The following is a 23,990-nucleotide window of genomic DNA, read 5'->3' on the forward strand; positions in this document are numbered from 1 at the left end:
CGGAACAACGCCGCCTCGATCAACCATCGGACTAGAAGCGCGGCAGGGAAGGGCCTGCGGCCCGGCCCGCGCCCAGTCCTGGTCAGAAGTGCTCGAGGTCGTCGGGCGTGGCGGTGCGCAGAACGAGACGGTCGAGGATGTCGGGCGCGCCGGCGCACCAGACGGTCGTGCCGTCCTTCCAGGGCAGTTCGAGCACGGAGGCGCCGAGGGCGTCGGTGCGTTGCCCGGCGGTCGGGATGTCGTCGCAGCGCACCGTCACTCGTGTGACGGGCGATTGGTCGGCGGCGTGCTGGATGCGCTGGTAGCGCTCGCGGTGGGCGGCGGGGTCGGGCAGTGCCATCCGGTCGAGGTTGTCCGGGGTGAAGCGGTACCGGTCGGGGTGGGCGACGACGTCGGCGCGGCAGAGGTAGTTGCTCAGCAGGTCGGCGACAGTGTCGATCGGCAGGCCGCGGGGATCGAGGCCGTCGCGGGAACGGACGGTCTTCACCATCAGCTGGTAGCGGCCATGGCTGTCGTAGAGCAGTTCCAGTGCGGAGACCACGGCGTCGACGCCCTGGACGTTCCAGCCGGCGGCCGGGCCGAGTCCGAGGCTTTCGTGCGGCGTCATGAGCGGGCAGGGGAAGCGGGCGAGGTAGTCGGCGAGGGCGGGGCCCCGTGGTGTCGGGGCCCCGCTGTCGTCAGCGTGCATGCAGCGCTCGCAATCGCGGATCTTGGTCGGATGCAGGCGTTTCGGGTGTGCTCAGAAAATGGTAGTGCTCGCCGAGGGCCCGCCGGAATAGCAGACCGCGCCGTCGACGAGGACCGCGAAGTTCGCGCCGCCGCCCTTGACCACCGCGTAGCCCGGGTCGGCGGTCAGCCCGGGGACCGTGCGGTCCTCGTTCCAGAATGGTCCGGTGGCGTCGCCGGAGAAGGGCTGGGTGCTTTCGCCTCCGTTGTCGTCGAGCGTGACGTCCCACGACCGGCTGACGGTCGCGAGCCGGACGAAGAATCCGGTGGACAGGCGGACCCGCAGGTTGCCGATGCCGTCCTCCCACACCCACGATCTGCCGCAGTTGCCGGTGACCACGTTGGCTGGCGGAGAACCGGCGGGGGCGCCCTTGCGCACCGAGTACTGGGCGCCGTCGGGGTTGGTGCGGATCTCGTAGCCGTGCGCGGCGGCGACCGCGGCGTCGAACCGGGCGACGTTCATCATGCCCTCGGCTCGATGCGGGCCCGCAGAGGTTGCTCCCGCCGGAGCCGCGAGCCCCAGGGCACCGAGCCCGGCCGCGCCGAGAACCGCCGCCGAAAACGCAGCGAAACGTCGTGTTGCCATCATTTCTCCTCTTTTTACCCGATTGCCGTGACAGTGGATGCCCGCGCAGTACCGGATCCGCGTCCGGGTGTCGTCGAAATGTCGACGCACGAATTGTGTTACGCGGTCGTCCGTGTCGAATTTCCTGGAGGAAAGCCAAGCCGAGGCCGAGTGGATCGTCCCGCCCGAAACGGCTTCTCGGCTTGCTCGCCGAGCCGTCCGTGCCCGCAGCCCGACCGAGGTCCATCCTGGCGGAAATCCTTTCCCGAGGCTAGGAAACGGGACCGGCCATCTATGTCCGGGACCGGATTCGCGTCCCTTGGGAAACCGGCGGGAGTCGCGTGCGGGCGGTCGCCTTCCGGCGGTGTCTGCCGTGTCGCCTGCACTACTGTTTCGCGCGGAGGGTAAACATCGCTCGCAAACAGGGGGCAATTGTGGATGCGCCATTCGGCGTCGCGCCGCGGCATCATCGGGAGCAACGCGATCTGACGCAGAAAAAGCTGGCGGACAAGGCCGGACTGTCCGAACGCACAATCCGCCGATGGGAAACGGGCCAGCACCGGAATCCGCAGATCATGTCCGTGCAGCGGGCCGCGGATGCGCTCGGCCTGGAAACCGGTGAGCGCGAACAACTGCTGGCTGCGGCGATGCCGACGCCCGCGGGTCGCGATGACGGGTGAAGGACAGGCGTACAGGACGGTCCGGCAGCGGTAGCCCGACGGACCGGTCGGTCAGGATGCCGTCGGCGACCGAGCAGGTCCCCGCAGGCCTGACGCCGCGCGGGCTTGGGCATGGGCTGAGAGCGAAGGGGACAATTTGGTGGCCGCGGCCCGCGACGTCGACCGGCATGGCCGCATACCGCTCACCCTCCTGCTCGCGACCGCTGCCGAGGGGATCCTGTACCGGTTGGGGCGGCAGGAAAACCAGCTCGACCTTTCCCGCCGAGCGTTGACCGCTGCGCGTCGCGGCGGAGATCGCACCGTCGAAGTTCACGCGCTGCTGGACCTGGGCGAGACGCATTTGGCGGCCGGGCGCTGGCGACAGGCCGACGACGCCTCGCTGGAAGGACTCGGTCTTGCCCGTGACCTCGGGAACTGCAGGCATGGGCGCTCAACAACCTTGGCCTAGCACTGATGGAGCAGGGACAGCACGTGCAGGCACGTGACCGTTTCCTGGCGGCGCTCCCGCTGTCGGCGGGTTCTCAACGGGGACGGCTGGAAGCGGTGGTCGAGGGCAACCTCAGCGAGTTAAGCACCAGGCTGAAAGCCTTCCGCCACGGCCTGCGGCACGCCGAACGCAGCCTCTCCCTGCACCGGGCCGCTCACGATCGCGAAGGGGAAACCTTCGCGTTGCGCCGCGCCAGTTCGCAGGTGGTCGCTGGCTCCAGGCTCTCTGGGGTCAGCGACAGCTTGTCAGAGACATCCCGTTCGTGAATGAAGCGACAGTCGTGTGGTTAGTGTGCAATCGCCCCTCGGACACCAAAACTGGTGAGATTTCCCCAAATCTCGCAACAGTCGATCACCCAGCACAAGGGTGGTCGGCTTTTCTAGTTGACCAGCCTTGTCACGGTCTCCGGACGGTGGTCCGCATGACCGCCGTTGTGCCACCGCTCATCCCCGGAGCAGGACGCCGCACGCTCCTACTCCATCTACTGGACGCAGGCCGAGGCAGTATGGGGCGATCGGAGGATCGACGAACCCACGCCGTCGGAGAGCAAGGCGCTCGCCGAGCAATCCCGTGCGAATGCGATAGTGCGGAGCGAATCCCACGGCGGCCGCTACGCCGTGGAGAATTTCATCGCCGCTTTGCGCTGCCTCTACCGCCATGCCGTCGACGACGAACTCATCACCGTACTCCAGAACCCCCGCACTCAAAGTCGCGAAACCCCGACGACTGCCCTCGCTGCGCCGCGCCCTGATCTCCGACGAGCTGACCGAGATCAATACCGTCGCCGCCGAGACCGGCGACGCCCCCCCCAAATCTCGACACCGTCCTCCTGCGTCTCCACACCGAGACCGCGGGCCGCCGCGGCGGCGCACTCGCGCTACGCCCCCGAGACCTCGACCCCGACGAATGTCTCGTCTACCTCCGAGAGAAAGAAAGCACCAGCCGCTTCCAGCCGGTCTCCCTTACCCTGATGGGCCTCCTTCTCGCGCACGAACGCGTCCCATTCGGCGGAGCCGAAGACCAAGATCGGGCTCGCGGCACCGAGCTTGGTGTCGCGGATCCCCACCAGACCGGTGACGGATCCAACTTGCACGCAGGCGTTTTCCTTGCTGTAGGAAGCTTTGTGCCAGTTGGTCGCGCGGGCGAGGGCGGCGACAGCGTCCTCGTCGAGCATTCCTCGCTCGACTGGCACGACGTGCTCGCCGGGCCAGTCCTGGCGGAGCTGTCCGGCCTGCCCACCCGGGTCGACGGGCACGCCTGCGCGCTGGCCTCGGCGGAGGCGATGTTCGGCAACATTCTTGACTGCGGATCGCTGGTGCATCTGTTCGTCGGCAACGTGATCGACGCCGCGATCGTGTCCGGCGGACGGCTGTACCGCGGCCCGGGCTCGGCGGCGGGCACCGTCGCGCACCTTCCGCTCGGCGCGCCGGGCACGCGGAGGTATCGGCACGGTCCCGCGGACGCGTCGACGCGGCGAGCCGAGCGCTCTCGACGAGTTTCCCCGGCCGAAACCTTCTCGGCGTCGCCGCCGGGACGGTGCAACTGGACGCGCTCCACACCGACCCGCACGCGTTCCTCGCCTAGCGGACTTCGGCGAGTTTCCCGGTGGCGACGTCGAAAACGAAGCCCCGGACCGAATCCTGGTGCGGAATGAAGGGACTGGTCCGGATCCGCGCGGCGGACTGGCGGACGTCTTCCTCGACGTCGGTGAAAGCCTCGGCTGCCCAAGCTGGTTTGATGCCGGTTTCCCGCTGGATCGAGTTCCGGAATTCGTCGTCGCTGAAAGTGAGCATGCCGCAGTCGGTGTGGTGGATCAGAATGATTTCCGTGGTGCCGAGCAGCCGCTGGCTGATGGCGAGGGAACGGATCTCGTCCTCGGTGACGACGCCGCCCGCGTTGCGGATGACGTGCACGTCGCCTTCGTTGAGACCGAGAACCCCGTAGACGTTGAGGCGGGCGTCCATGCAAGCGAGCACCGCGACGTGCTTGGCGGGCGGCAGGGGGAGCGGCCCGGTGAAATTCGCGGCGTACACGGCGTTGTTGGCCAGAAGCTCGTCGGTGACGGACATGAGGTTCCTTCCGCGAGAAGAGTGGAGGGGCCGAGTGGACCGCTTCTCGCATCCGGCCGCAATCGTGTCCACCACCTGGGCGGATACGGCGGCGAGTGCACCTCGCGCCGAATGAGGTCGGCCGCGGTCGACCTCATTCGGCAGGTCCGCGATCAGCAGACCGGCCTCCACTGCGACAGTCCGGTCGCCGTTGCGAACTTCCGGTGCTGCGCGAAGCCGCGACGGCGATCGGCGCCGGTCATGCGGGATGGGCTCTCATTTCGAATTACCCGATCAGGGAAGGGCGTCCCGTCGCGCGCTACGGTCCTTCCTCGCTTTATCGCCAGGCTGCGCGGAGGCGGAAGCACCCCAGCTTGCCGAGCGCCTCAGCTGGCAGCACGAGCAAATCGGCGACGTGGCCTGCGGCAAGATCAGCCTTCTCGTAACCGAAAGCAGCGCGCCCCCGCTGGGAAGTCATCGCCAGCGCGAACTCCAGATCCTCGTCGCGGCGGAAGTACGACTTGTGACGAGCTTTTCCGGGGGCGTCCGGCGGCAGGTATCCGGGCGGAAGCAAGCTGCCGCCGGAGCGGAGGCTGGCGCTGGAATTCGAAGTCTCGCGGCCGGTGCGAATCATGATGATTCCGGTCGTTTGCCCCAGGCGGTGATCATGGCTAGAGAAATGTCCCAGGTGCCGTGCGCGGCGAGATATTCCAGCGTCGCGTCGATGGTGGTGTTGTCGACCATTCCGGTGGCGAGGATCTGGGACCGGCATTGACGCAAGGTGTGCTCCCAGAACTTCGCCATGGGGGTGTCGGCGGCGGTGGCAGGCATGTCCACAGCCGCGTTGAGATTGGTGAGGACACCGGCTGCGGCCAGCGCCTCGGGGTAGTTGCGGCCGTAGTTGATGTCAGTGCCGATCGTGTCGGCGAAAGCCTGCCAGAGCGCTGCCATCACTTGTCGGTAGGCGAGGTGGTAGTGCCCAGGTCGACGGAGTCGCTGAGGACCAGCCATCCCCCCGGTCGTGTCCACTGGACGAGCCGGGCGAGCAGGCGGTCGCGCTCAGGCAGGTGCATCAACACGAACCGGGCGTGCACGAGATCGAACACGCCCCAGTCCACGCTGTCATCGAGGACATCCGCCGACACCACATGTACACCCGTGCTCTCCAGGCCGTCGAGGAACCGGGTGTCGCGATCGACCGCCACCACTTCGCCGCAGCGGGGCGCCAACCACTGGGAAACAGTGCCGGAGCCCGCGCCGACGTCCAGGCATCGCCAGCGCGTTTGGATGTCCAGCGCCGCCAGCCTCGCGCGCGTGGCCGGGTCGAACGCGGCTGCCAGTGCGAGGAGTCGCTCGCGTTCCTCATCACGCCCCGAGTGGAACAACTGCTCCCCATAGCGCCCTCGTGGGCCTGTCATCTCAGCCTCTGTCGGCCGAGGGGCGGACGAGTTCCAGCAACTGAAAGATGACTCGGGTGCCTCCGCCGGGGTCGTGCGCCAACTGCTCGCGTTCTATGACAATGAGCCCTTGTTCAGCTGCCAGAGCGACTAGTCGGGGGTGTCGCCGAGACTGTTGAATCCGAGGAACAACCTGCCATTCACCGACAGGTGCGCCATGCCCCTCGGACACAGAAGTAGTAGACGGAGAGGCGGTCATCGAGACCGCCTCTTTTTGTTTTGTGCCGCAATAGTCCTGCTGTATGGACTGAGGGGCCGGTCTGAGCTGATCCTGCCGGGTCAGGCGCTGATCATCGTCATCATGCCGGACACCACGATCAAACCCACGATCGCCCGGTCGAACACCAAGCGCGGGACCCGGCCGATGAGGCGGCCGCCGAGGATGTTGCCTGCCAGGGCGGCCAGGATGAGGATCGGCAGGCGGGTCGCCAGGTCCGTGGTGTCGAACTGGCCCGCGGTTACCAGCAGGAGCAGGGACAGGCAGTTCGTCACCACGAAGTAGCCCGCTAGATCGCCGACGAAGGTTCGTGGTGGGACGTTTGCGGAGGCGAGCAGGACGGCTGGCGGTGCGCCGTTCAGGGAAGTCGTAGTGGAGAGGTAGCCGCCGAGCAGGCCGGCGACGGTTTGCTTGAGCGGGGTCGCGGGGTGGGCTTCACGGGTCGGGCGGAGTAGCAGGCGCAGGCCGGAGAGTACGACCACGGTTCCGGCCAAGATGCGGAGTGCGTGGGGTGGGAGCAGGTGCAGGGTGAGTGCCCCGGCGGCGGCACCCGGGAGGCTGGCGGCGCCTAGAACGGCTACGCGGCGCCAGGCGATGTGGTTTCGTTCGCGGTGGAGTACGGCGAGTCTGGTGATCATGGTGGTGATCAGGTTGATCACGACCACTTGCGGCAGCGGCAATCCGATGAGCAGCAGCAAGGGGGTGCCGACCAGTGAAGCGCCGAATCCGGTCAGGCCGCCGATGAAGCCTGCGAAGGCGACGGCTAGGGCGCCGAGGATCATATGGCCGCCTGGTGGGGCTCGGCGCGGCCGGGAGGGGCGGGGTGGGTCATGCGACGACCGCCTGGCCCACGAGGGCGAGTGACAGCACGGCGAGGATTCCCAGGACGATCCGGCGGACATCCCCGCGGCCGCGGTGGTACAGCCAGGTTCCGGCGGCGATTCCGGTCAGCGCGACGGGGAGGAAGACTGCGGTCTGCCAGAGGACGTCGGCGGTGAGCAGGTCGCCGAGACTGGCGGTGCCGACGGTCATCAGGTCGGCGGCCAGGAAGAAGACCACCAGGCTCGCGCGGTTGACCGCCATCGGCAGCGGGGACGCCAGGTACATCAGGACGACTGGCGGGCCGCCCATTCCGCAGGCGCCGTTGAGGACTCCGAACGCGGTTCCCATGCCTGCGCACGCGGCGCGGCCGGGCAGGCGGCGGGTTCGGCGGCTGAAGGCCAGGGCCAGCGCGGAGATTCCGACTGCCAGGCCGACGGTCAGTCTGGTCGCGCGTTCCGGCAGGGCGGCCAGGAACCAGATGCCGGTCGGCAGGCCGAGGAGTGCGCCGGCGAGCAGCCAGCGGACGGACGGGCGGTGGGCGTCCGGCCAGGACTTCGGCAGCAAGGTCACGCTGGAGGCTACTTCCAGCAGGAGCGTGCTCGGGATGACGGCGGGCGGCGGGAGCACCAGGCACAGGCAGCTCACCCACACCAAGGACGCGCCGAAGCCCGAGTAGCCGCGGATCAGGCCCCCGGCGAGCAAAGCGGCGACGGCGAAGGCCATCGCCGCCGGGGGCAGTTGCCAGAAGGTCATCGGCGGGCCGGGGGAGCGGGGACCCGGAACGGATGCGGCATCAGACCTCCACGGCGCGGGCGGACCGCTTCACCTTGGGGCACGGCTGGCCGGGGCGGTAGGTCCAGAATCGCGGCATCGCGGGGTGCCAGCCGGGAAGATCGAGGGGCGTCAGCCGGGTAGATCGCGGGGAGCCAGACGGGACGAAGGGGCTGGCCGCCGAAGACCGGCGGGCCAGCCCCTCCGGGCCGAAAGAAGCGTCAGGGCGAAGCGACCCCGGCCTCGCCCCGCGAAGAGTCTGTCTCCGCGGCAACCGCGGGCGCGGGACGGCGCTTCCGGAACTGGTAGGCGATGAGGATCAGCGCCAAAGTCACCGCGCTGAGCCAGAACTGCGAGCGGGTCGTCGGGAGGAACGCCATGGCCAGGATGACCGCCGCCATCAGCGCGATCGTGGCGTAGCTCAGCCACGGGAAGAGCCACATTTTCAGCGAGAGTGCGCCCGGATCGGTGTTCTGCAGGCGTTTCCGCAGGCGGACCTGGGCGAGCGCGATGGCGAGGTACACGAACAGCGCGACCGCTCCATAAGAATTCACCAGGAACTGGAAGATCAGGTTCGGCGAGGTGTAAGCGGCGATGACCGACACGTAGCCGACGACGGTCCCGGCGATGATGGCCCGGCGAGGCACGCCGCTGCGGGACAGCTTCGTGAACATCTTCGGGGCGTCGCCGTTGCGGGTCAGCGCGAACAGCATCCGGGAGGACGTGTACAGCGCCGAGTTCAGGCAGGACAGCACCGCCGTCAGGACGATCGCGTTCATGATCGTCGCGACAGCCGGGACGCCGAGTACGTCCAGAACCGCGGCGTACGGGCTGACCGCCGTGTCGGGCGAGTTCCAGGCCTTGATCGCGACCACGACGAAGACTGAACCGACGTAGAACAGCACGACCCGGAACACGATGGAGCGCATGGCTTTGGCGATCGCGCGGCGCGGTTCGGCGGATTCGGCTGCGGCGATGGTGACGATCTCGGCTCCGGTGTAGAAGCCGACGCAGGGGACGACCGCGGCCAGCACCGCGCCGATGCCCATGGGGGCGAATCCGCCGTGCGACACCAGGTTGCCGACGCCTCCGTGCGAGCCGGGCCAGACGCCGAACAGGTACAGGGCGCCGACGACCAGGAACACCAGGATCGCGATGACCTTGATGGACGAGAACCAGTACTCGAACTCGCCGTAGGACCGCGCGGAGACCAGATTCGTGGCGGTGAGCAGCACGAGCAGGCCGAGGCTGAGCACCCACAGCGGCACGTCCGGCAGCCACAGCTGCAGGATCCGGCCGCCGGCGACCGCTTCCACGGCCACCACGATCACGAAGAAGTACCAGTACATCCAGCCGACGGTGAAGCCGGCCCGGTTGCCCATCGCCTCCCTGGCGTAGACGTAGAACGAGCCGAGCGCGGGCCGCGCGACGGTCATCTCGGCCAGCATCCGCATGATGAGCACGGTGATCAGCCCGGCGATCAGGAACGAGACCACCGCCGCGGGCCCGGCCGACTGGATGACCACGCCGCTTCCGACGAACAGGCCGGCTCCGATCACGCCGCCCAGTGCGATCAGGTTCATGTGGCGTTGCTTGAGACCCGGTTTGAGGCCGCTCTCGGCGGCTGTTTCCGGTGCAGAACCCACGTCTCCTCCTTCCGGCGGCGCCGGGGGACCTCGATGTCCCCGCGCCGGCCGCCGCCGCGATGTCGCTGAGAGCTGCTGTGTGGTTCCCGTCACCGTAGGAAGGAACAGGCCCCTCCGCGAGAGCCAGATGCTAGCGATGCTCCGGTACCAGAACGACCCGGTTCCGGACAGCAGGACGGGCGCCGGGCACCCTTGGAACAAAGGGGTACCCAGCGCCCGGCAGCGCTATCCGTCAGGGCTGGATCGCCTTCTCCACGTCGGTGAGCATGCCGTCGACGCCGTGCAGCAGCTCGTCCAGCACGTCCGTGTCGGCCACTAGCGGCGGCGAAATCATCAGCATGGTCGCGCCCCGGTCGTCGCCGCGGAGGATGACCCCGGTGCGGCGGAACGACTCCGGCAGGACCTCGCGCAGGACCGTCAGCGACTCCTGGTCGGTCAGCTCGCGGCCGCCGTCGCGATCAGCCATCAGCTCGATCGCGTAGAAGAACCCGGTGCCGCGGACGTCCTTGACGCACCGGTGCGCGTCCTTCAGCGACTCCAAAGCCGCGTGGAGCTTCGGACCCTCCGCGAGGACGTGCTCGGGGACCTTCTCGTCGCGCATCGCGCTGATGTTGGCGACCGCGACGGCCGTCGACACCGGGTGGCCGCCCCACGTCGCGCCGTGGGTGAACACGCCGCCCTTCGGGGAGTCGTACAGCTCGGTGACCAGCTGCTCCCGCACGATCACGCCGCCGAGCGGGGCGTAGCCCGAGGTGGAGCCCTTGGCGAAGGTGATCAGGTCCGGGACTACGCCGGTGAGGCCGTGGCCGAAGAAGTGGCCGAGGCGGCCGAACGAGCAGATGACCTCGTCCGAGACCAGCAGGATGCCGTACTTGTCGCACAGCGCCCGCAGCGCCGGCCAGTAGCCCTCCGGCGGGACCAGCGCGCCCCGGCCGTTCTGGACCGGCTCGGCGAACACCGCGGCGACCGTCTCGGGGCCTTCTTCAAGGATGACCGCCTCGATGGCGCGGACGCAGTCCAGCTGGTCGGCCGGGCCGCAGTCGCCGGTGAAGCCGAGGGTGTTCGGGACGTGCCGGATCCCGGGCAGCAGCGGGCCGAACGGCTCCTTGATCTTGGGCAGCCCGGTGACCGACAGCGCGCCCATCGTCGTTCCGTGGTAAGCCATTTCGCGGCTGATGATCTTCGTCCGCTCGGGCGCGCCCTGGCTGCGGTGGTACTGCCGGACGAACTTCAGCGCCGTTTCGACCGCCTCCGAACCGGAGTTGACGAAGAACGTCGTGCCGAGGTCGCCGGGAGCGAGGTCGGCGATGATCCGGGCGGCTTCGATGGACGGCGGGTGCGCGGAGCCCCAGTTGCTGGCGTAGGCGAGGGAGCCGGCCTGCTCGGCCGCGGCCTGGGCGATGTCCGCGCGGCCGTGGCCGATGTTGACGCAGAACAGCCCGGCGAGACCGTCGAGGTGGCGGCGGCCCTCGGTGTCGATGAGGTAGCTGCCCTCGCCGCGGACGAACACCGGGAAGTCGCTCTGCCAGGTGTCCTTGCGCGTGAAGTGCGGCCCGAGGTGTCGGCGGGCAGTGGCCCGCAGCTCCGTGACGTTCACCTGGCGACCTCCTGTGTGTGCGAGAACGGGAATGTGTCGACGATCGCAATCTTTCTGGCCCCCGCCCAGAGCCAGAAAGCGGCCGATCGCCGGTGCCAGATTCCATGCGGGGACGCGAAAAACCGGCCGGGCGCGGGGCCCGGCCGGTTCTCGGCTCGCGAAAAGGGATTACCCGGTGCGGGATTACCCAGTGCGCGATTACACGTAGTCCTGGTACTTCTCCAGGAACCGCACCGGCTTCGACAGCGCGTCGCGGCGGAACGGGTCGCCCAGCTCGCGGGTGCACATGATCTCGATGACCGTGGTGCGGCCCTCGTTCATCTGCGCGTCCACGGCCTTGCGCAGCGCCGGGCCGACGTCCTCGAGCTTGTCGACGACGATGCCGTCCGCGCCCATCGCCTGCGCGATCCCGGCGAAGCTCTCGCTTTCCAGTTCGCCCGCGACGAACCGGCGGTCGTAGAAGTCGACCTGGTTCTTCTTTTCCGCGCCCCACTGGCGGTTGTGGAACACGACTGCGGTGACCGGGATGTCGTGCCGCACCGCGGTCATGACCTCGCCCATGCTCATGCCCCACGCGCCGTCACCGGCGTACGCGATCGCTGGCCGGTCCATCGCCGCGGCTTTGGCTCCGATGATGGTCGGCAGCGCGTAACCGCAGTTGCCGAAGGACATCGGGGCGAAGAAGGACCGGGGCTCCTCGAAACGGAGGTAGCTGTGCGCGACGGAGTTGATGTTGCCGATGTCGGTGGAGACCATCACCCGCGGCGGCATGGCCTTCTCCAGTTCGCGCAGGACCTGGCGCGGGTGCAGCCAGTTGCCTTCCTCCTGCTCCTGCTCGGCGATCATGTCGAGGGAGTAGGGGTCCTTTTCGTGGGTCCACTCGGAGAGTTCTTCCTCCCACGCGTCCTTCTCCGCCTTGGTGCGCGCGGCGCGCTCGCCGCGGGTGGCGTCGCAGGCGAGGGTGCGGTCGGCGAGGCGCTCGGTCAGCGCCGCGGCGGCGGCCTTCGCGTCGCCGCAGATGCCGACGGTGATTTTCTTGACCAGGCCGAGCATCTTGTGGTCGGCGTCGATCTGGATGATCTTCGCGTTCTTGGGCCAGTAGTCCATGCCGTGCTGGGGCAGGGTGCCGAACGGGCCGAGCCGGGTGCCGAGCGCGATCACCACGTCCGCCTGCGAGATGAGCTTCATCGCGGCTTTGGAGCCCTGGTAGCCGAGCGGGCCGCACCACTGCGGGTGGCTGGCCGGGAAGCTGTCGTTGTGCTGGTAGCTGTTGACGACCGGCGCGCCGAGGCGTTCGGCGAGCGCCTGGCACTCCTCGACGCCGTCGGACATGACCACCCCGCCGCCGGAGATGATCACCGGGAATTCGGCGGTGGCCAGGAGTTCGGCGGCCTGGGCGAGGCTCTTGTCGCCGCCGGGGCCGCGGTCGAGCCGCTGCGGCTCCGGGATCTCGGTCTCGATCTCGCCGTAGAAGAAGTCGCGCGGGATGTTCAGCTGGGTCGGGCCGATCTCCGACAGCGCCCGGTCGAAGGCCCGCGCGGTGTACTCGGCCATCCGCTTCGGGTTGTTGACGTGCGCCTGGTACTTGGTGAACTCCTGGAACATCGGCAGCTGGTTGGCCTCCTGGAAGCCGCCCAGCCCGGTGCCCATCGTGCCCGCCTCCGGCGTGATCATCACGACCGGGCTGTGCGCCCAGAACGCGGCGGCGATCGCGGTAACGCAGTTGCTGATGCCGGGCCCGTTCTGCCCGATGACGACGCCGTGCCGGCCGCTGACCCGCGCGTAGCCGTCGGCCATGTGCGCGGCGCCCTGTTCGTGCACGACCGGGACGAGCCGGATGCCGGCCGGCGCGAAGATGTCCATCGCGTCCATGAACGCCGAGCCCATGATGCCGAAGATGTCGGTGACGCCGTTGGCCACCAGCGTCTCGACGAAGGCCTCCGACGGGGTCATCTTCGCCGTCCCGCTGACGACGGTGCGGCCGTCGCCCGTCTTCCTCTCCGCCATGATGCACTCCTTCGACGCTGAAAGTCTTGGTTTTCGGTACGTGGTGTTCGTGAAAGCTGAACGCGATGGACGATAGGACGCCGTGCCCGGGAGGTCAACCGGCAGTTGATGGAAAACGAGACAAGGTGTGCTAGTTTTCGGAACGTGAGTGAGTTGCGGAAGACCAGCGCCGTGGAACTCGTGCGCGAGCCGGACGGCGCGGGCCTCGACGGAGACACCCCGACCATGCGGCTGTTCTCGCTGCTCGAGCTGATCGCGGCGAAGGACCAGCTGGTGACGCTGCAGAGCCTGGTCGAGGAGACCGGCCTGCCGAAGCCGACGCTGCACCGGATGCTGCAGCAGCTGGAAGGCGCGGGCCTGCTCGTGCGCCAGGCCGACGGGCGGCATTACGGCACCGGCGACCGGTTGCGCCGCCTCGCGGAGAATCTGCTGCTCAACGCCACCCACCACGGCGCGCGCCGCGCGGTGCTCAAGCATCTCGTCGACGAGCTGGGGGAGAGCTGCAACATCACCGCGCTGTCGGGCAGCGAGATCGTCTACCTCGACCGCGTCGAAACTCCTGAGCCGCTGCGGTTCTACCTGCGGCCCGGCTCGCGGGTGCCGATCCACTGCTCGGCGAGCGGCAAGATCATTCTCTCCCAGATGAGCCCGGCGCAGCGGCGCAAGCTGCTGGCGCACGCGCCGCTCAAGCAGTACACCGCCAAAACGGTCACCGACCTCGACGCGCTGGAGGAGGAGTTCGCCCGCATCCGGCGCGACGGATTCGCCCTCGACGACGAGGAATTCCTGCCCGGGCTCGTGTGCGTGGCGGTGCTGGTGCCCAGTCGCACCGGGCGGTCCAACCTGGCGGTGGCGGTGCAGGCGCCGGTCATGCGGCTCACCGCTGACAAGGCATTGCAGGCGCTCCCCGCGTTGCAGCGGGCCGCCGAAGCGATCAAGGAGGTCGAGGCCGAGGGGGCGGCCGACGACGCCGACAGCATCTCGTCCTGACGGAGGTCCCCTGATGAACCCGTTGTGCGGCAACGGTCCCGACGCCCGGATCGCGGTGCGCGAAGCGTTCGGCATCGATTCGAATCTGGTCGTGCCGTGCTTCTCCGAACCGGACGAGCACGTGCCCGACCTCGATCCGGCGTACCGGTTCAACCCGGACGTGACGCTGGCGTTGCTGGCCGGGTTCGCGCACAACCGGCGTGTGCTCGTGCAGGGCTTGCACGGCACCGGCAAGTCCACCCACGTCGAACAGGTCGCGGCGCGGCTGAACTGGCCGTGCCTGCGGGTGAACCTCGACGGGCATCTCAGCAGGCTCGACCTCGTCGGCAAGGACGCGGTGGTGCTGCGCGAAGGCAAACAGGTCACCGAATTCCGCGAGGGCATCCTGCCGTGGTCGCTGCGGCGGCCGACGGCGCTGATCCTCGACGAGTACGACGCGGGACGGCCGGACGTAATGTTCGTCATCCAGCGGCTGCTCGAACGGGACGGGAAATTCACGCTGGTCGACAGCAACACCGTGCTGCGGCCGCATCCGGGATTCCGGTTGTTTGCCACCGCCAACACCGTCGGGCTGGGCAATCTCAACGGGCTCTACCACGGCGTGCAGCGGCTCAACCACGCGCAGATCGACCGGTGGAACATCGTCGCGGCGCTGGATTACCTTCCGCCGGAAGAAGAAGCCGCGATCGTGCGGGCGCGCGTGCCGCGGCTGTCCGGGCAGTCCGCCGAGGCGATGGTGGCGGTGGCCGGGCTGACCCGCGAGGGGTTCCGGGCCGGCGACCTGTCCGCGCTGATGTCGCCGCGCACGGTCATCACCTGGGCGGAGAACTGCGAGATCTTCGGCGACCCGGCGCTCGCGTTCCGGTTGACCTTCCTGAACAAATGCGACGAGGCCGAACGGCCGGTCGTCGCCGAGTATTTCCAGCGCTGCTTCGACCTGGAGCTGGCTGCGGCGTGAGCACGCCCGAGACCCGGTACCGCCAGCAGGTCGAGGAGCTGTCCGCCGCGGCGATCCGGGCGGTCAGCGGGTCGCCGGACGCGCATTTCCGCGGCGGACGCCTGCATCTCGGCCCCCGTGCGGTGCCGATGCCCGCGCCGCATTTGCGCGCCGAGGACGAGGACGTGCGGTCGTTCCGCGGCGCGGCGGACGGGATGGCGTTGCACCTGAGCCGGTCCGATCGGGAGCTGCACCGGCGGTCGCGGCCGGACGGCGGCGTCGAGCGGCTGCTGTTCGAGCTGCTGGAGCAGTTCCGGGTGGAAACGTTGGTACCGGCCGGTTTTCCCGGCGTCACAGCGAATCTGCGGCGGCGGTTCGAGCGCTGGTCGCTCTCGGCGCACTACAGTGGACTGACCGAGACGGCGCGGGGCGTGCTGATCTACACCGTCGCGCAGGTCGCACGGGCGCGGATCACTGGCGAGCCGGTCGTGGAAGAGACCGAGGACCTGATCGAGGCGACCCGGGCGGCGATCGCGCCGATGATCGGGGCGCAGCTGGCCGGGCTCCGGCGGAACCGGACTGACCAAGCCGCGTTCGCCGAACACGCGCGAGCGTTGGCCGAGGCGGTCGCCGCGCTGCTGGAGCCGGAGAAGGCCGAAGACTCCGAGGACGAGAAAGAGACTGCGGCGTATGCCTTGCTGCTGGATTTCGACGACGAAACCGGCAGCGAGGAAGGCGGTACCGCGGGTCTCGGCGACCACAAAGGACCGGTGCCTGCCGGGGAGTACCGGGTGTTCACCACCGCTTACGACCGCGAAGATCGAGCGGGACCGTTGGTGCGGCCGGAATTGCTGCGCGAGTTGCGGGAACGGCTCGACGCGCGGGTGGCGAAGCAGGGCGTCAACGTGGCTCGGCTCGCGCGCGAACTCACGGCGGTGCTGGCCGAGCCGGAGCGGTCCGGATGGGACGGCGCTCAGGAGGAAGGCCAGATCGACGGCCGGGCGCTCGCGCGGTTGATCGCGAAGCTCTCGGACCATCGGGTGTTCCGGGTCGAGCGGACCGAACCGGTCGCGGACGTGCTGGTCACCTTCCTGCTCGACTGCTCGGGATCGATGAAGGCACACCGGGAAACCGTTGCGGTGCTGGTCGATCTCTTCGCTCGCGCGCTCGATCTCGCCGGTGCGAGCTGCGAGATTCTCGGCTTCACCACGGGTGCCTGGCACGGCGGCCGGGCTCGGCGGGACTGGATGCGCGCCGGGCGGCCGAAACACCCGGGACGGCTCAATGAGCGTCGGCATCTGGTGTTCAAGGACGCTGCGACACCGTGGCGGCGCGCCCGGCGGGATGTCGCGGCGCTGCTCAAGGCTGATCTGTTCCGCGAAGGCATCGACGGTGAAGCGCTGGCCTGGGCCGCGGAACGGGCGCAGGCGTGCGACGTCCGGCGGCGGCTGGTTTTCGTGCTGTCGGACGGAAGCCCGATGGACGGCGCGACGGTGCTGGCCAATGAGGAGCGCTACCTCGATCGCCATCTGGTGCGGGTGGCTGACGGGCTGGACCGGAGCGGCACGGAGGTGTACGGGATCGGGGTCGGGCTCGACCTCAGCGCGTATTACCGCCGCAGCTTGGCCCTGGACGCCGCGGAAGGCACGGGATTCCGTGCCTTCCGCGAGATCCTCGACCTGATCGCCCGCCGCTAGCCAGTCGGCTGCGCGGCGAGCGGAGCGGGGGTTTCGGTGCGCTCCAAGGCGATCGGAGAGCGCCGCTTGCCCGGGGCGAGCAGGCTCCAGCCGAACACGATGACCAGGTTCACGCCCATCGACACCAATCCGGTGTTGAGGCCGCCGAGCGTCACGCCGGTGGCGTAGAGGACGACCGCGGTCACCACCCCGACCACCATGCCGGTCGCGATCGCGGCCGTGCGGACCCGGCGGGCGAACAGGATCGCGAGCCAGCCCGGCACGACCTGGGCGAGCAGGTTGTAGGTCAGGTTCAGCACGGTGAGCATGAGCGTCGAGGCGGTCAACGTCAGCACCGCGGCAAGCACCAGGAAGACCGCCACTGCCACGACTGTCCAGCGCCGTTGTGCCGCCGGACGGACGTTCGGCGCGAGGTTGCGGCTGACCATGCCGCCGATCGCCAGCGCGGTCGCGGACAGCACCAGCACGCCGGACAACGCGGCACCGGCGGCCACGAGACCCAGAACCGGTTCTGGCAGAAGGCCTTTCGCGGTCACCATGAAGACGGTGTTCGGATTCTTGAGGCCCGGGTGGTGTTTCAGCCCGTAGTAGGAAGCGAAGACGAGGAACGGGTAGATCAGCATGTACAACGGCATCCACACCGTCGAGCTCTTCACCGCGCGCTCGGAACGCGCCGGGAAGACGTACGCGCCGCCGAAGCCGAGGTAGAACACCACGCTCTGGAACAGGATCGTGGTCATCGCGAACCACAGGTCCTGGCCGCCCATGGTGGTTTGCGCCCTGGCCAGCGCCTCCGGACCGGTCACCCCGGACGTCCCGCCGGCCGCCAGCACCGCGGCCAGGCCGACGAGCACCACGCCGAGCAGCATGAACGCGTCCTTGAGGATCGACACGAACGCGGGGGAGCGAATGCCGGACACGGCGATGTAGGCGAACGCGATGATCCCGGCCAGCACGACGCACTGCACGGGCGTCAGGGTCAGCCCGAGGTTGCTCAGCACGACTTGCAGGCCGATGAACTGGTACTGGCCCCACGGAACCAGCGCGATCAGCATCGTGACGCACGTGATCAGTTCGAGCGTCCGGCTGCCGTAGTGGCGGCCGAAGACGTCCGGGACGGTCATCGCGTCGTGTTTGCGCGCCGCGCGCCAGACCAGCGGGGCGAGGAAATAGCCCAGCGAATAGGCGAGCAGGATATAGCCGAGGAACCAGATTCCGTAGCTCGCGCCGTGGGCGTAGATCCCGCTCGGGAAGCCGATCATCGTGCCGATGCTGTACACCTCGCCGACCGCCAGGAAGTACAGCAGCCACGGCGGGAACGAGCGGCCGCCGACCAGGAATTCGGAGATCCCGCCGCCGCGCGACGAACGGCCCGCCCACAGCGCCAGCAGGATCGACAGTCCCATCACGACCGCGACGATGAGAATCAGCACGGCTGGTCCTCCTTCTCGGCGGGCTGGTCGGCCGGATAGTGCTGGCGGTCGAAGAACCGCCAGCTGATCCACAGGCACAGGGTGGTCAGCGGAAAGCAGAGGAACATCCAGAAGAACACCAGCGGGAACCCGGCGACGGTCGCCGCCGAGCCCGCCACCAGCGGGATTCCGCCGAGGATCGCGATCGCGGGGATGCCCAGCCCGATGCACAGGCTCGGCCAGCTGCGGATCATCGGACGCCTCCGGCCGCCACGGGATCGCGTTGCCAGACCAGCTGTCCGCCGATCACCGTGGCGTCGACGGTCAGGTCCCGGATCCGGCTCGGGTCCACTGTGGTCGGATCCTCGGACAGCACGATGAGGTCCGCGAGCTTGCCGACTTCGAGACTGCCCTTGACGGTTTCCTCGCCCGCCAGATAAGCCGCGTCGATCGTGTACCCGCGCAGGGCGGCTTCGACGTCGATGGCCTGTTCCGGGCCGAGCAGCTGGCCGCTGCTGGTTTGCCGGGCGACGGCGCACCAGATGCCTTCCAGCGGCGGCACTGGCGTGACCGGGGTGTCGGAATGGAGTCCGAAGTGGATTCCGCGGGAACGCGCGGACGCGAGCGGGCTGATCCGGCGGGCTCGTTCCGGGCCGAGGAAAACGTCCCGGTGCCGGTCGCCCCAGTAGTAGACGTGCTTGATGAAGAACGACGCCGCGATGCCGTTTTCGGCCATCCGGTCGAGCTGGTCCTCGCGGGCGGTCTGGCAGTGTTCGATGCGGTGGCGGCGGCCGGTGCCTTCGGGCGCGCCCAGGCGGGCGTAGCCGTCGATGATGGCGTCGATCGCGGCGTCGCCGTTGCCGTGCACGGCCACCTGCCAGCCCGCGGCGTCGAGCGCGGCGATGCGGCGGGACAGGTCGTCCGGTTGGAGCAGCATCATGCCGTGTTCGCCGGGGTCGCAGGTGTAGCCCTCGGCCAGGCAGCCGGTGCGGCCCTGGATCGAGCCGTCGGCGACGATTTTGACGCCGTTCATGGTGAAGCCGTGCGGATCCGACTTGTCCGGTGGTTCCGGGGCGCCTTCGGCGAGGCCGGGCAGGAGGGTGTGGAAGAGGTAGCCGTGGATGCGGATGCGCAGTTTCCCGGCGCGGGTCAGCATCCGGTACGCGGCGAGTTCCTGCTCGCCGCCGATCAGTCCGATTCCGGTGTCGTGCACCGAAGTGACGCCGTTTCGCAGGTACTCCGCGTCAGCCAGCTGGAGTGCTTCGGCGAGTTCCTCAGGGCCTTGTGACGGCATCGCGGAGTTGACCAGGAACGCCGCGGTTTCGATCAGGAGGCCGGTCGGTTCGCCGCGTTCGTCGCGGGCGATGGCCCCGCCGGGCGGGTCAGGCGTGGCCGCGGTGATGCCGACGGCTCGCAGCGCGGCGGAATTCGCTACCGAGAAGTGGCCGGTGACATGGGTGAGCAGGACCGGGTTGTGCGGCGAAGCCGGGTCGAGATCGTGCCGGGTGGGGTGCCGGTTGTCGGCGAGAAGCGTGTCGTCGTAACGGAAACCCTTGATCCATTCGCCGGGCCCGAAATCGCGCGCCGCCTGCCGGACGCGGTCGGCGATGTCGCTGATCCGGTCGTTGGGCGGGCTGCCCGCGTCGACCGGGGCGGCCAGCGCCATGCCGAAGAACGACGGATGGTTGTGCGACTCCACGAAACCCGGCAGGACGGTGCGCCCGGCCAGGTCGAGCACTGTCGTTTCGGGACCGGCGAGTGCGGCTATCGCGCGGTCGCCGCCGACCGCGGTGATCCGGCCGTCGCTCGCGGCGAGCGCGGACGCCCGCGTCCCGCCTCGGTCCAGGGTCAGCACCGTGCCCCCGAGCACCACCAGGTCGGGGGCCGGACGAGCGGATGCGGCGGGTTCGCCCACGATGGGACCTCCTTGTCCACGTGTCCTGACCCCACGACAGTGCCGGGGGAGCTGGTTCGCGAACAGGTCCAGAAAGCGACGCGCGCGTGGGTCCAGTGCGGTGCCGGGCGGGCAGAGGGCCGGTGCGCCGGTAATCGTGGTGCGGGACTCCGGCGAAGTTCGCGACGCGGGCGCGCTAGACGATGTCGAGCAGCGAGACCTCGCCTTCGCTGCCCACGATGCCGAGCGGCTTGCTGGTCGCGTCGTCGACGATCGCGGCGAGATGCTCGGCGATGTCCTCCGGGGTCGTGTCCGGGTTGGTGTAGCCCTCGTTCATCGTGAGCGCGATGCGCTGCATGTGCCCGCCTTGGGTCAAGAAGGTCTCGCCGGTCACCGCGCAGTCTTCGTGGGCGAAATAGGCGACCAGCTGCGAAGCCATCGACGGCGGCATCTTTTCTTTCAGCGTCTCCTTGAGCGAGTCGGGGAGGTCGGCTTCCTCGGCCAGCCGGGTGTAGGCCGTCGGCGCGATCGCGTTCACCCGGATCCCCGCCTCCTTGCCTTCCAGGGCGAGGCACCGGGTGAACCCGAAGACCGCGGCCTTGGAGGTGACGTAAGGAGTCTGGCCTTCCCAGCCGACGATGGTCGGCGACGAGGTGTTGACGATGCGGCCGGACCCGCTGGCGACCAGGTGCGGCCACGCGGCGGCGGCGATCGCGGCGGTGCCGAAGAAGTTGACCTCCATCTGGCGCCGGATCTGGTCGACGGCTCCGGGCGAGCCGATGGGGGCGGGCACGTTGATGCCAGCGTTGTTCACGACGATGTCGAGCTTCCCGAACGCGTCGAGCGCGGCCTGCACCACGGCTTCGGCATTGGCGGCGACGTCGTCGTGGTTCGCCGCGGCGGTTCCGCCCGCGGCCTTGATCTCGGCGACGACCTCGTCGGCCGGGCGCGGGCTGGAGCCGGAGCCGGTCGGGTCGCCGCCCAGGTCGTTGACGAGCACCGAGGCGCCCCGCGCGGCGAGGAGCAAGGCGTGCGAACGGCCCAAGCCGCGTCCGCCGCCGGTCACCAGCGCCACTTTGCCGTCGAAACGCAGCATCTCGGGTTCTCCTCGTCGTCTTCGAGGCCCCCTTCGGATCGGCTGCCGACGGCGTCCCTCGTTGCGCAAAATATGTTATATATTTTAGGCAGTTGTCAAGCAACGGATTCGCGGCGGGCGCTCCCCGGCGCCGGTCAGCTGCCGAGCAGCTCGCGGCAGACGTCGCCGAGCAGCCGGATTCCCGGTTCGATCGCCGACGGCGGGGTGGCGGAGAAGCCGATGCGGAAGTGGTTGCGCGGCGGGTCGTCGCCGAGGAAGAAGATGTCGCCGGGTTCGATGAGGATGCCGAGTTCCTCCGCGCGCTCCACCAGGACCCGGCAGTCCAGTTCGGACGGTCCGGTCATCCACAGGCTGACGCCCCCGGGCGGGTACGGGCCCTGCTCCCACGGCAGGTGTTCGGCGACCGCGGCGGAGGTGGCGGTCCACTTGCGCATCAGTTTCGTGCGGTAGCGGCGCAGCGAACGGTGGTACTCGCCGCTTTCGATGAGCAACGCCAGCGCCCGCTGCAACTGGCCCGGCGGGTGGCGCAGGACGTACCGGCGGGCTTCGCGCAGCGCGCGGACCAGCTCGCGCGGGCCGACCAGATAGCCGAGGCGGAGGCCGGGGGAGAGGAATTTGGAGAAGGTGCCGAGGTAGACGGCGTCGCCGGTGTTGTCGAGGGCCTTCAACGCCGGGGTGGGGCTGCCCTGGTAGCGGAATTCGCTGTCGTAGTCGTCTTCGACCACCACCGTGCCGGACGCCGCGGCTTGCGCGAGCAGCTGGCGGCGCCGTCCGATGCTGAGGGTCGCGTTGGTCGGGTGCTGATGGCTCGGGGTGAGGTAAAGCAGGTCGACGCCGTCGAGCGATTCGGGCGGTCGCAGGCCGCGGGAGTCGACGTCGATCCCGGTCACGCGGGCGCCGGTGCGGAGGAAGATGTGCCGCGCGTCGAGGTAGCCGGGGTTCTCGATGGCCACGACCTGGTCCGGGCCGAGCAGCACGCGGCCGAGCAGGTCGAGGCCCTGCTGCGAGCCGACGGTGATCAGCACTTCGTCCGGATCGGCTTCGATGCCGCGGGTGGTCAGCAGCTGGCGGCAGACCATCTCGACCAGCATCGGATCGTCGGAGCCGACGCTGTCCTGCAGGCTGTGGAACACGTGCGGCCGGTAGAGCGCGTCGCGGAGGCAACGCGTCCACGAACGGGCCGGGAACGCGGTGATGTCGACCTGCCCGGCGAGGAACGGGTAGGGATAGCTCGCCCAGTCGGTGCGCTTCTCGATGTGCGCTACGCCGGCGTCCGGGAACCGGCGAACCCGCGCGGACCAGTCGATCCGCGATTCGGTGTCCCGAGCCTCGACCGCGCAGTGCGGGCGCATCTCGCCGTTGACGAACAATCCGCTGCGCTCGCGGCTTTCCACGTAGCCCTCGGCGACCAGCTCCTGGTAGGCGAGGTTGATCGTGTTGCGGGAAACGCCCAGTTCGACGGCCAGTTCGCGCGAGCTGGGCAGCCGGCGGGCCGGGTCGAACGTGCCGATGGCGATCCCGTGCTCGATCGCCCGCCGGACCTGCCGGTACAGCGGTTCGTCCGACGAGCGGTCGATCTCGATCAAGGTGCGGGGCAAGTGCGCTCTCCCAAGCGGCCGGCGTGCAGCGGGGTGGGCTGAAACGTAACTCGCGGCGGCCGGATTTCCCACCCCGCCGCGCTGCGCCGGCCGGCCTCAGGCGAGTGCGTCGGCGACGTCGGTGAAGGACAGGCCGTGCGCGCGGGCGACGGGCTCGTAGGTCAGCGCCCCGGCCACCGTGTTCACGCCGCCGCGCAGTTCGGGCGTGTCCCGCACCGCGGTCCGCAGGCCCTTGTTCGCGATCTCCAGCGCGTAGGGGAGCGTGACGTTGGTGAGCGCGTGCGTGGAGGTGTGCGGCACCGCGCCCGGCATGTTGGCCACGCAGTAGAACACCGACTCGTGCACCCGGAAGGTCGGGTCGGCGTGCGTCGTCGGGCGCGAGTCCTCGAAGCAGCCGCCCTGGTCGATCGAGATGTCCACGAGCACGCTGCCCGGTTTCATCCGCGAGACCGTTTCGTTGGACACCAGGCTCGGCGCCTTGGCTCCGGGGACGAGCACCGCGCCGATCACCAGGTCGGCCTCCAGCACCGCCTGCTCGATCGCGTACGAGTTCGCCGCGGCGGTGCGGATCCGGCCCTGGTACATCCGGTCGGCGGCGCGCAGCTTGTCCACGTTCTTGTCGAACAGCACCACGTCGCCCCAGGTCCCGGCCGCGACGGCGACCGCGTTCATCCCGGCGACGCCCGCGCCGAGCACGACCACGCGGGCCGGCGGAACCCCGGAGACGCCGCCGATCAGCACGCCGCGCCCGCCGTTGACGCGCATCAGCGTTTGCGCGCCGACCTGCGGGGCCAGCCGTCCGGCCACCTCGCTCATCGGGAACAGCAGCGGAAGGGAGCCGTTCGGCAGCTGGACCGTTTCGTAGGCGACCGCCGTCGTGCCCGCGTCGAGCAGGGCCTTGGTGCACGGTTCGCTCGCGGCGAGGTGCAGGTAGGTGAACAGCAGCTGGTCCGCACGCAGCCGGTGGTATTCCTCGGCGACCGGCTCCTTGACCTTCAGCACCAGGTCCGCGGTGCCCCAGACGTCGTCCGCGTGGTCGAGCAGCTTCGCCCCGGCCGCGGCGTAGTCCTCGTCGCGGATGGACGAGCCTTCGCCCGCGCCGCGTTCCACGAAGACCTCGTGGCCGGCCGAGGTGAACTCGTGGACCCCGGCCGGCGTCGCCGCCACCCGGTATTCGTGGTTCTTGACCTCGCGAGGCACACCGATCTTCATCGCCTGCTCCCATCTGCCGTGTGTGGTGCGACCGAGAGTGCGGGAGGACTGGCCACCGCGAAAGTGCCAGAAACCGCTCGGTCGACGGGTCCAGCCGCGAGGTGTTCTGGACCCGTCATCGGGGACGGTTC

25 protein-coding genes are annotated in these 23,990 nt (G+C 69.1%); 7 read left to right on the forward strand and 18 right to left on the reverse strand.

Going from position 1 to position 23,990, the window contains the following annotated elements; genetic code table 11:
- Positions 1 to 82: 82 nt before the first annotated feature.
- Both ACZ63D_RS22940 and ACZ63D_RS22945 read right to left on the reverse strand, forming a co-directional pair.
- Positions 83 to 607, reverse strand: a complete 525-nt coding sequence (locus ACZ63D_RS22940) for a hypothetical protein (protein ID WP_465356381.1) — start codon at positions 605 to 607, stop codon at positions 83 to 85.
- A 132-nt stretch (positions 608 to 739) separates the two neighbouring features.
- The gene (locus tag ACZ63D_RS22945; protein WP_465356382.1) at positions 740 to 1,312 is read right to left on the reverse strand and encodes a hypothetical protein; all 573 of its coding nucleotides are present in this window, start codon (positions 1,310 to 1,312) and stop codon (positions 740 to 742) included.
- Between the two features lie 320 nt (positions 1,313 to 1,632).
- On the opposite strand from ACZ63D_RS22945, the gene ACZ63D_RS22950 reads away from it, so the two are divergent.
- The 3 genes from ACZ63D_RS22950 (at position 1,633) to ACZ63D_RS22960 (ending at position 2,724) form a co-directional block, all read left to right on the forward strand.
- Positions 1,633 to 1,971 (forward strand): helix-turn-helix domain-containing protein, encoded by a 339-nt coding sequence (locus ACZ63D_RS22950; protein WP_465356383.1) that lies wholly within the window; start codon positions 1,633 to 1,635, stop codon positions 1,969 to 1,971.
- 139 nt (positions 1,972 to 2,110) lie between these two features.
- Positions 2,111 to 2,419 (forward strand): hypothetical protein, encoded by a 309-nt coding sequence (locus tag ACZ63D_RS22955; RefSeq protein WP_465356384.1) that lies wholly within the window; start codon positions 2,111 to 2,113, stop codon positions 2,417 to 2,419.
- 5 nt (positions 2,420 to 2,424) lie between these two features.
- On the forward strand, positions 2,425 to 2,724 hold the full coding sequence (locus ACZ63D_RS22960; protein WP_465356385.1) for a hypothetical protein: 300 nt from the start codon (positions 2,425 to 2,427) through the stop codon (positions 2,722 to 2,724).
- Between the two features lie 611 nt (positions 2,725 to 3,335).
- Here the strand turns inward: ACZ63D_RS22960 and ACZ63D_RS22965 are convergent.
- Positions 3,336 to 3,551, reverse strand: a complete 216-nt coding sequence (locus ACZ63D_RS22965; RefSeq protein WP_465356386.1) for a DUF397 domain-containing protein — start codon at positions 3,549 to 3,551, stop codon at positions 3,336 to 3,338.
- A 30-nt stretch (positions 3,552 to 3,581) separates the two neighbouring features.
- Between ACZ63D_RS22965 and ACZ63D_RS22970 the strand changes: the two genes are divergently transcribed.
- Complete coding sequence (locus ACZ63D_RS22970; protein WP_465356387.1) at positions 3,582 to 4,112, forward strand: ROK family protein; 531 nt, start codon at positions 3,582 to 3,584, stop codon at positions 4,110 to 4,112.
- On the opposite strand, the gene ACZ63D_RS22975 is transcribed toward ACZ63D_RS22970, so the two are convergent.
- The 9 genes from ACZ63D_RS22975 to xsc form a co-directional block, all read right to left on the reverse strand.
- Positions 4,039 to 4,527 (reverse strand): beta-class carbonic anhydrase, encoded by a 489-nt coding sequence (locus tag ACZ63D_RS22975; protein ID WP_465356388.1) that lies wholly within the window; start codon positions 4,525 to 4,527, stop codon positions 4,039 to 4,041. The two genes, ACZ63D_RS22970 and ACZ63D_RS22975, sit on opposite strands and share 74 nt — an antisense overlap.
- A 316-nt stretch (positions 4,528 to 4,843) precedes the next feature.
- Positions 4,844 to 5,140: a hypothetical protein gene (locus ACZ63D_RS22980; protein ID WP_465356389.1), complete on the reverse strand. Its 297-nt coding sequence runs from the start codon at positions 5,138 to 5,140 to the stop codon at positions 4,844 to 4,846.
- A complete protein-coding gene (locus ACZ63D_RS22985) occupies positions 5,137 to 5,457 on the reverse strand; it encodes a hypothetical protein (RefSeq protein ID WP_465356390.1) in 321 nt (106 codons plus the stop codon). The genes ACZ63D_RS22980 and ACZ63D_RS22985 overlap by 4 nt, the downstream gene beginning before the upstream one ends.
- Complete coding sequence (locus ACZ63D_RS22990; RefSeq protein ID WP_465356391.1) at positions 5,457 to 5,924, reverse strand: class I SAM-dependent methyltransferase; 468 nt, start codon at positions 5,922 to 5,924, stop codon at positions 5,457 to 5,459. Before ACZ63D_RS22990 ends, ACZ63D_RS22985 begins: the two co-directional genes overlap by 1 nt.
- A 318-nt stretch (positions 5,925 to 6,242) precedes the next feature.
- Positions 6,243 to 6,962: a sulfite exporter TauE/SafE family protein gene (locus ACZ63D_RS22995; protein WP_465356392.1), complete on the reverse strand. Its 720-nt coding sequence runs from the start codon at positions 6,960 to 6,962 to the stop codon at positions 6,243 to 6,245.
- Between the two features lie 46 nt (positions 6,963 to 7,008).
- On the reverse strand, positions 7,009 to 7,755 hold the full coding sequence (locus ACZ63D_RS23000; protein ID WP_465356393.1) for a sulfite exporter TauE/SafE family protein: 747 nt from the start codon (positions 7,753 to 7,755) through the stop codon (positions 7,009 to 7,011).
- Between the two features lie 239 nt (positions 7,756 to 7,994).
- Positions 7,995 to 9,356 carry an amino acid permease gene (locus tag ACZ63D_RS23005; protein ID WP_465356986.1) on the reverse strand — a complete coding sequence of 454 codons (1,362 nt, stop codon included), beginning with the start codon at positions 9,354 to 9,356 and terminating at the stop codon, positions 7,995 to 7,997.
- A 295-nt stretch (positions 9,357 to 9,651) separates the two neighbouring features.
- The gene (locus tag ACZ63D_RS23010; RefSeq protein ID WP_465356394.1) at positions 9,652 to 11,016 is read right to left on the reverse strand and encodes an aspartate aminotransferase family protein; all 1,365 of its coding nucleotides are present in this window, start codon (positions 11,014 to 11,016) and stop codon (positions 9,652 to 9,654) included.
- A gap of 198 nt (positions 11,017 to 11,214) precedes the next feature.
- Positions 11,215 to 13,023 (reverse strand): sulfoacetaldehyde acetyltransferase, encoded by a 1,809-nt coding sequence (gene xsc / locus ACZ63D_RS23015; protein WP_465356395.1) that lies wholly within the window; start codon positions 13,021 to 13,023, stop codon positions 11,215 to 11,217.
- A 144-nt stretch (positions 13,024 to 13,167) separates the two neighbouring features.
- Between xsc and ACZ63D_RS23020 the strand changes: the two genes are divergently transcribed.
- From ACZ63D_RS23020 to ACZ63D_RS23030, 3 genes are read left to right on the forward strand one after another with little or no spacing between them, the layout of a single operon-like run.
- Positions 13,168 to 14,013 carry an IclR family transcriptional regulator gene (locus ACZ63D_RS23020; protein ID WP_465356396.1) on the forward strand — a complete coding sequence of 282 codons (846 nt, stop codon included), beginning with the start codon at positions 13,168 to 13,170 and terminating at the stop codon, positions 14,011 to 14,013.
- Between the two features lie 13 nt (positions 14,014 to 14,026).
- Positions 14,027 to 14,971: an AAA family ATPase gene (locus tag ACZ63D_RS23025; protein ID WP_465356397.1), complete on the forward strand. Its 945-nt coding sequence runs from the start codon at positions 14,027 to 14,029 to the stop codon at positions 14,969 to 14,971.
- Positions 14,968 to 16,647 carry a cobaltochelatase CobT-related protein gene (locus tag ACZ63D_RS23030; protein ID WP_465356398.1) on the forward strand — a complete coding sequence of 560 codons (1,680 nt, stop codon included), beginning with the start codon at positions 14,968 to 14,970 and terminating at the stop codon, positions 16,645 to 16,647. Before ACZ63D_RS23025 ends, ACZ63D_RS23030 begins: the two co-directional genes overlap by 4 nt.
- On the opposite strand, the gene ACZ63D_RS23035 is transcribed toward ACZ63D_RS23030, so the two are convergent.
- The 6 genes from ACZ63D_RS23035 to ald form a co-directional block, all read right to left on the reverse strand.
- A complete protein-coding gene (locus ACZ63D_RS23035) occupies positions 16,644 to 18,080 on the reverse strand; it encodes a sodium:solute symporter family protein (protein WP_465356399.1) in 1,437 nt (478 codons plus the stop codon). The two genes, ACZ63D_RS23030 and ACZ63D_RS23035, sit on opposite strands and share 4 nt — an antisense overlap.
- Positions 18,074 to 18,313, reverse strand: a complete 240-nt coding sequence (locus ACZ63D_RS23040; protein ID WP_465356400.1) for a DUF3311 domain-containing protein — start codon at positions 18,311 to 18,313, stop codon at positions 18,074 to 18,076. The genes ACZ63D_RS23035 and ACZ63D_RS23040 overlap by 7 nt, the downstream gene beginning before the upstream one ends.
- Positions 18,310 to 19,974, reverse strand: coding sequence for an amidohydrolase (locus tag ACZ63D_RS23045; protein ID WP_465356401.1), 1,665 nt, complete (start codon positions 19,972 to 19,974; stop codon positions 18,310 to 18,312). Before ACZ63D_RS23045 ends, ACZ63D_RS23040 begins: the two co-directional genes overlap by 4 nt.
- A 175-nt stretch (positions 19,975 to 20,149) precedes the next feature.
- Positions 20,150 to 21,049 (reverse strand): SDR family NAD(P)-dependent oxidoreductase, encoded by a 900-nt coding sequence (locus tag ACZ63D_RS23050; protein ID WP_465356402.1) that lies wholly within the window; start codon positions 21,047 to 21,049, stop codon positions 20,150 to 20,152.
- Between the two features lie 134 nt (positions 21,050 to 21,183).
- Positions 21,184 to 22,647 carry a MocR-like pyridoxine biosynthesis transcription factor PdxR gene (gene pdxR / locus ACZ63D_RS23055; protein ID WP_465356403.1) on the reverse strand — a complete coding sequence of 488 codons (1,464 nt, stop codon included), beginning with the start codon at positions 22,645 to 22,647 and terminating at the stop codon, positions 21,184 to 21,186.
- A 96-nt stretch (positions 22,648 to 22,743) separates the two neighbouring features.
- Positions 22,744 to 23,859 (reverse strand): alanine dehydrogenase, encoded by a 1,116-nt coding sequence (ald, locus tag ACZ63D_RS23060; protein WP_465356404.1) that lies wholly within the window; start codon positions 23,857 to 23,859, stop codon positions 22,744 to 22,746.
- Positions 23,860 to 23,990 lie beyond the last annotated feature (131 nt).

It is taken from the genome of Amycolatopsis sp. NPDC104775, from assembly GCF_055583325.1.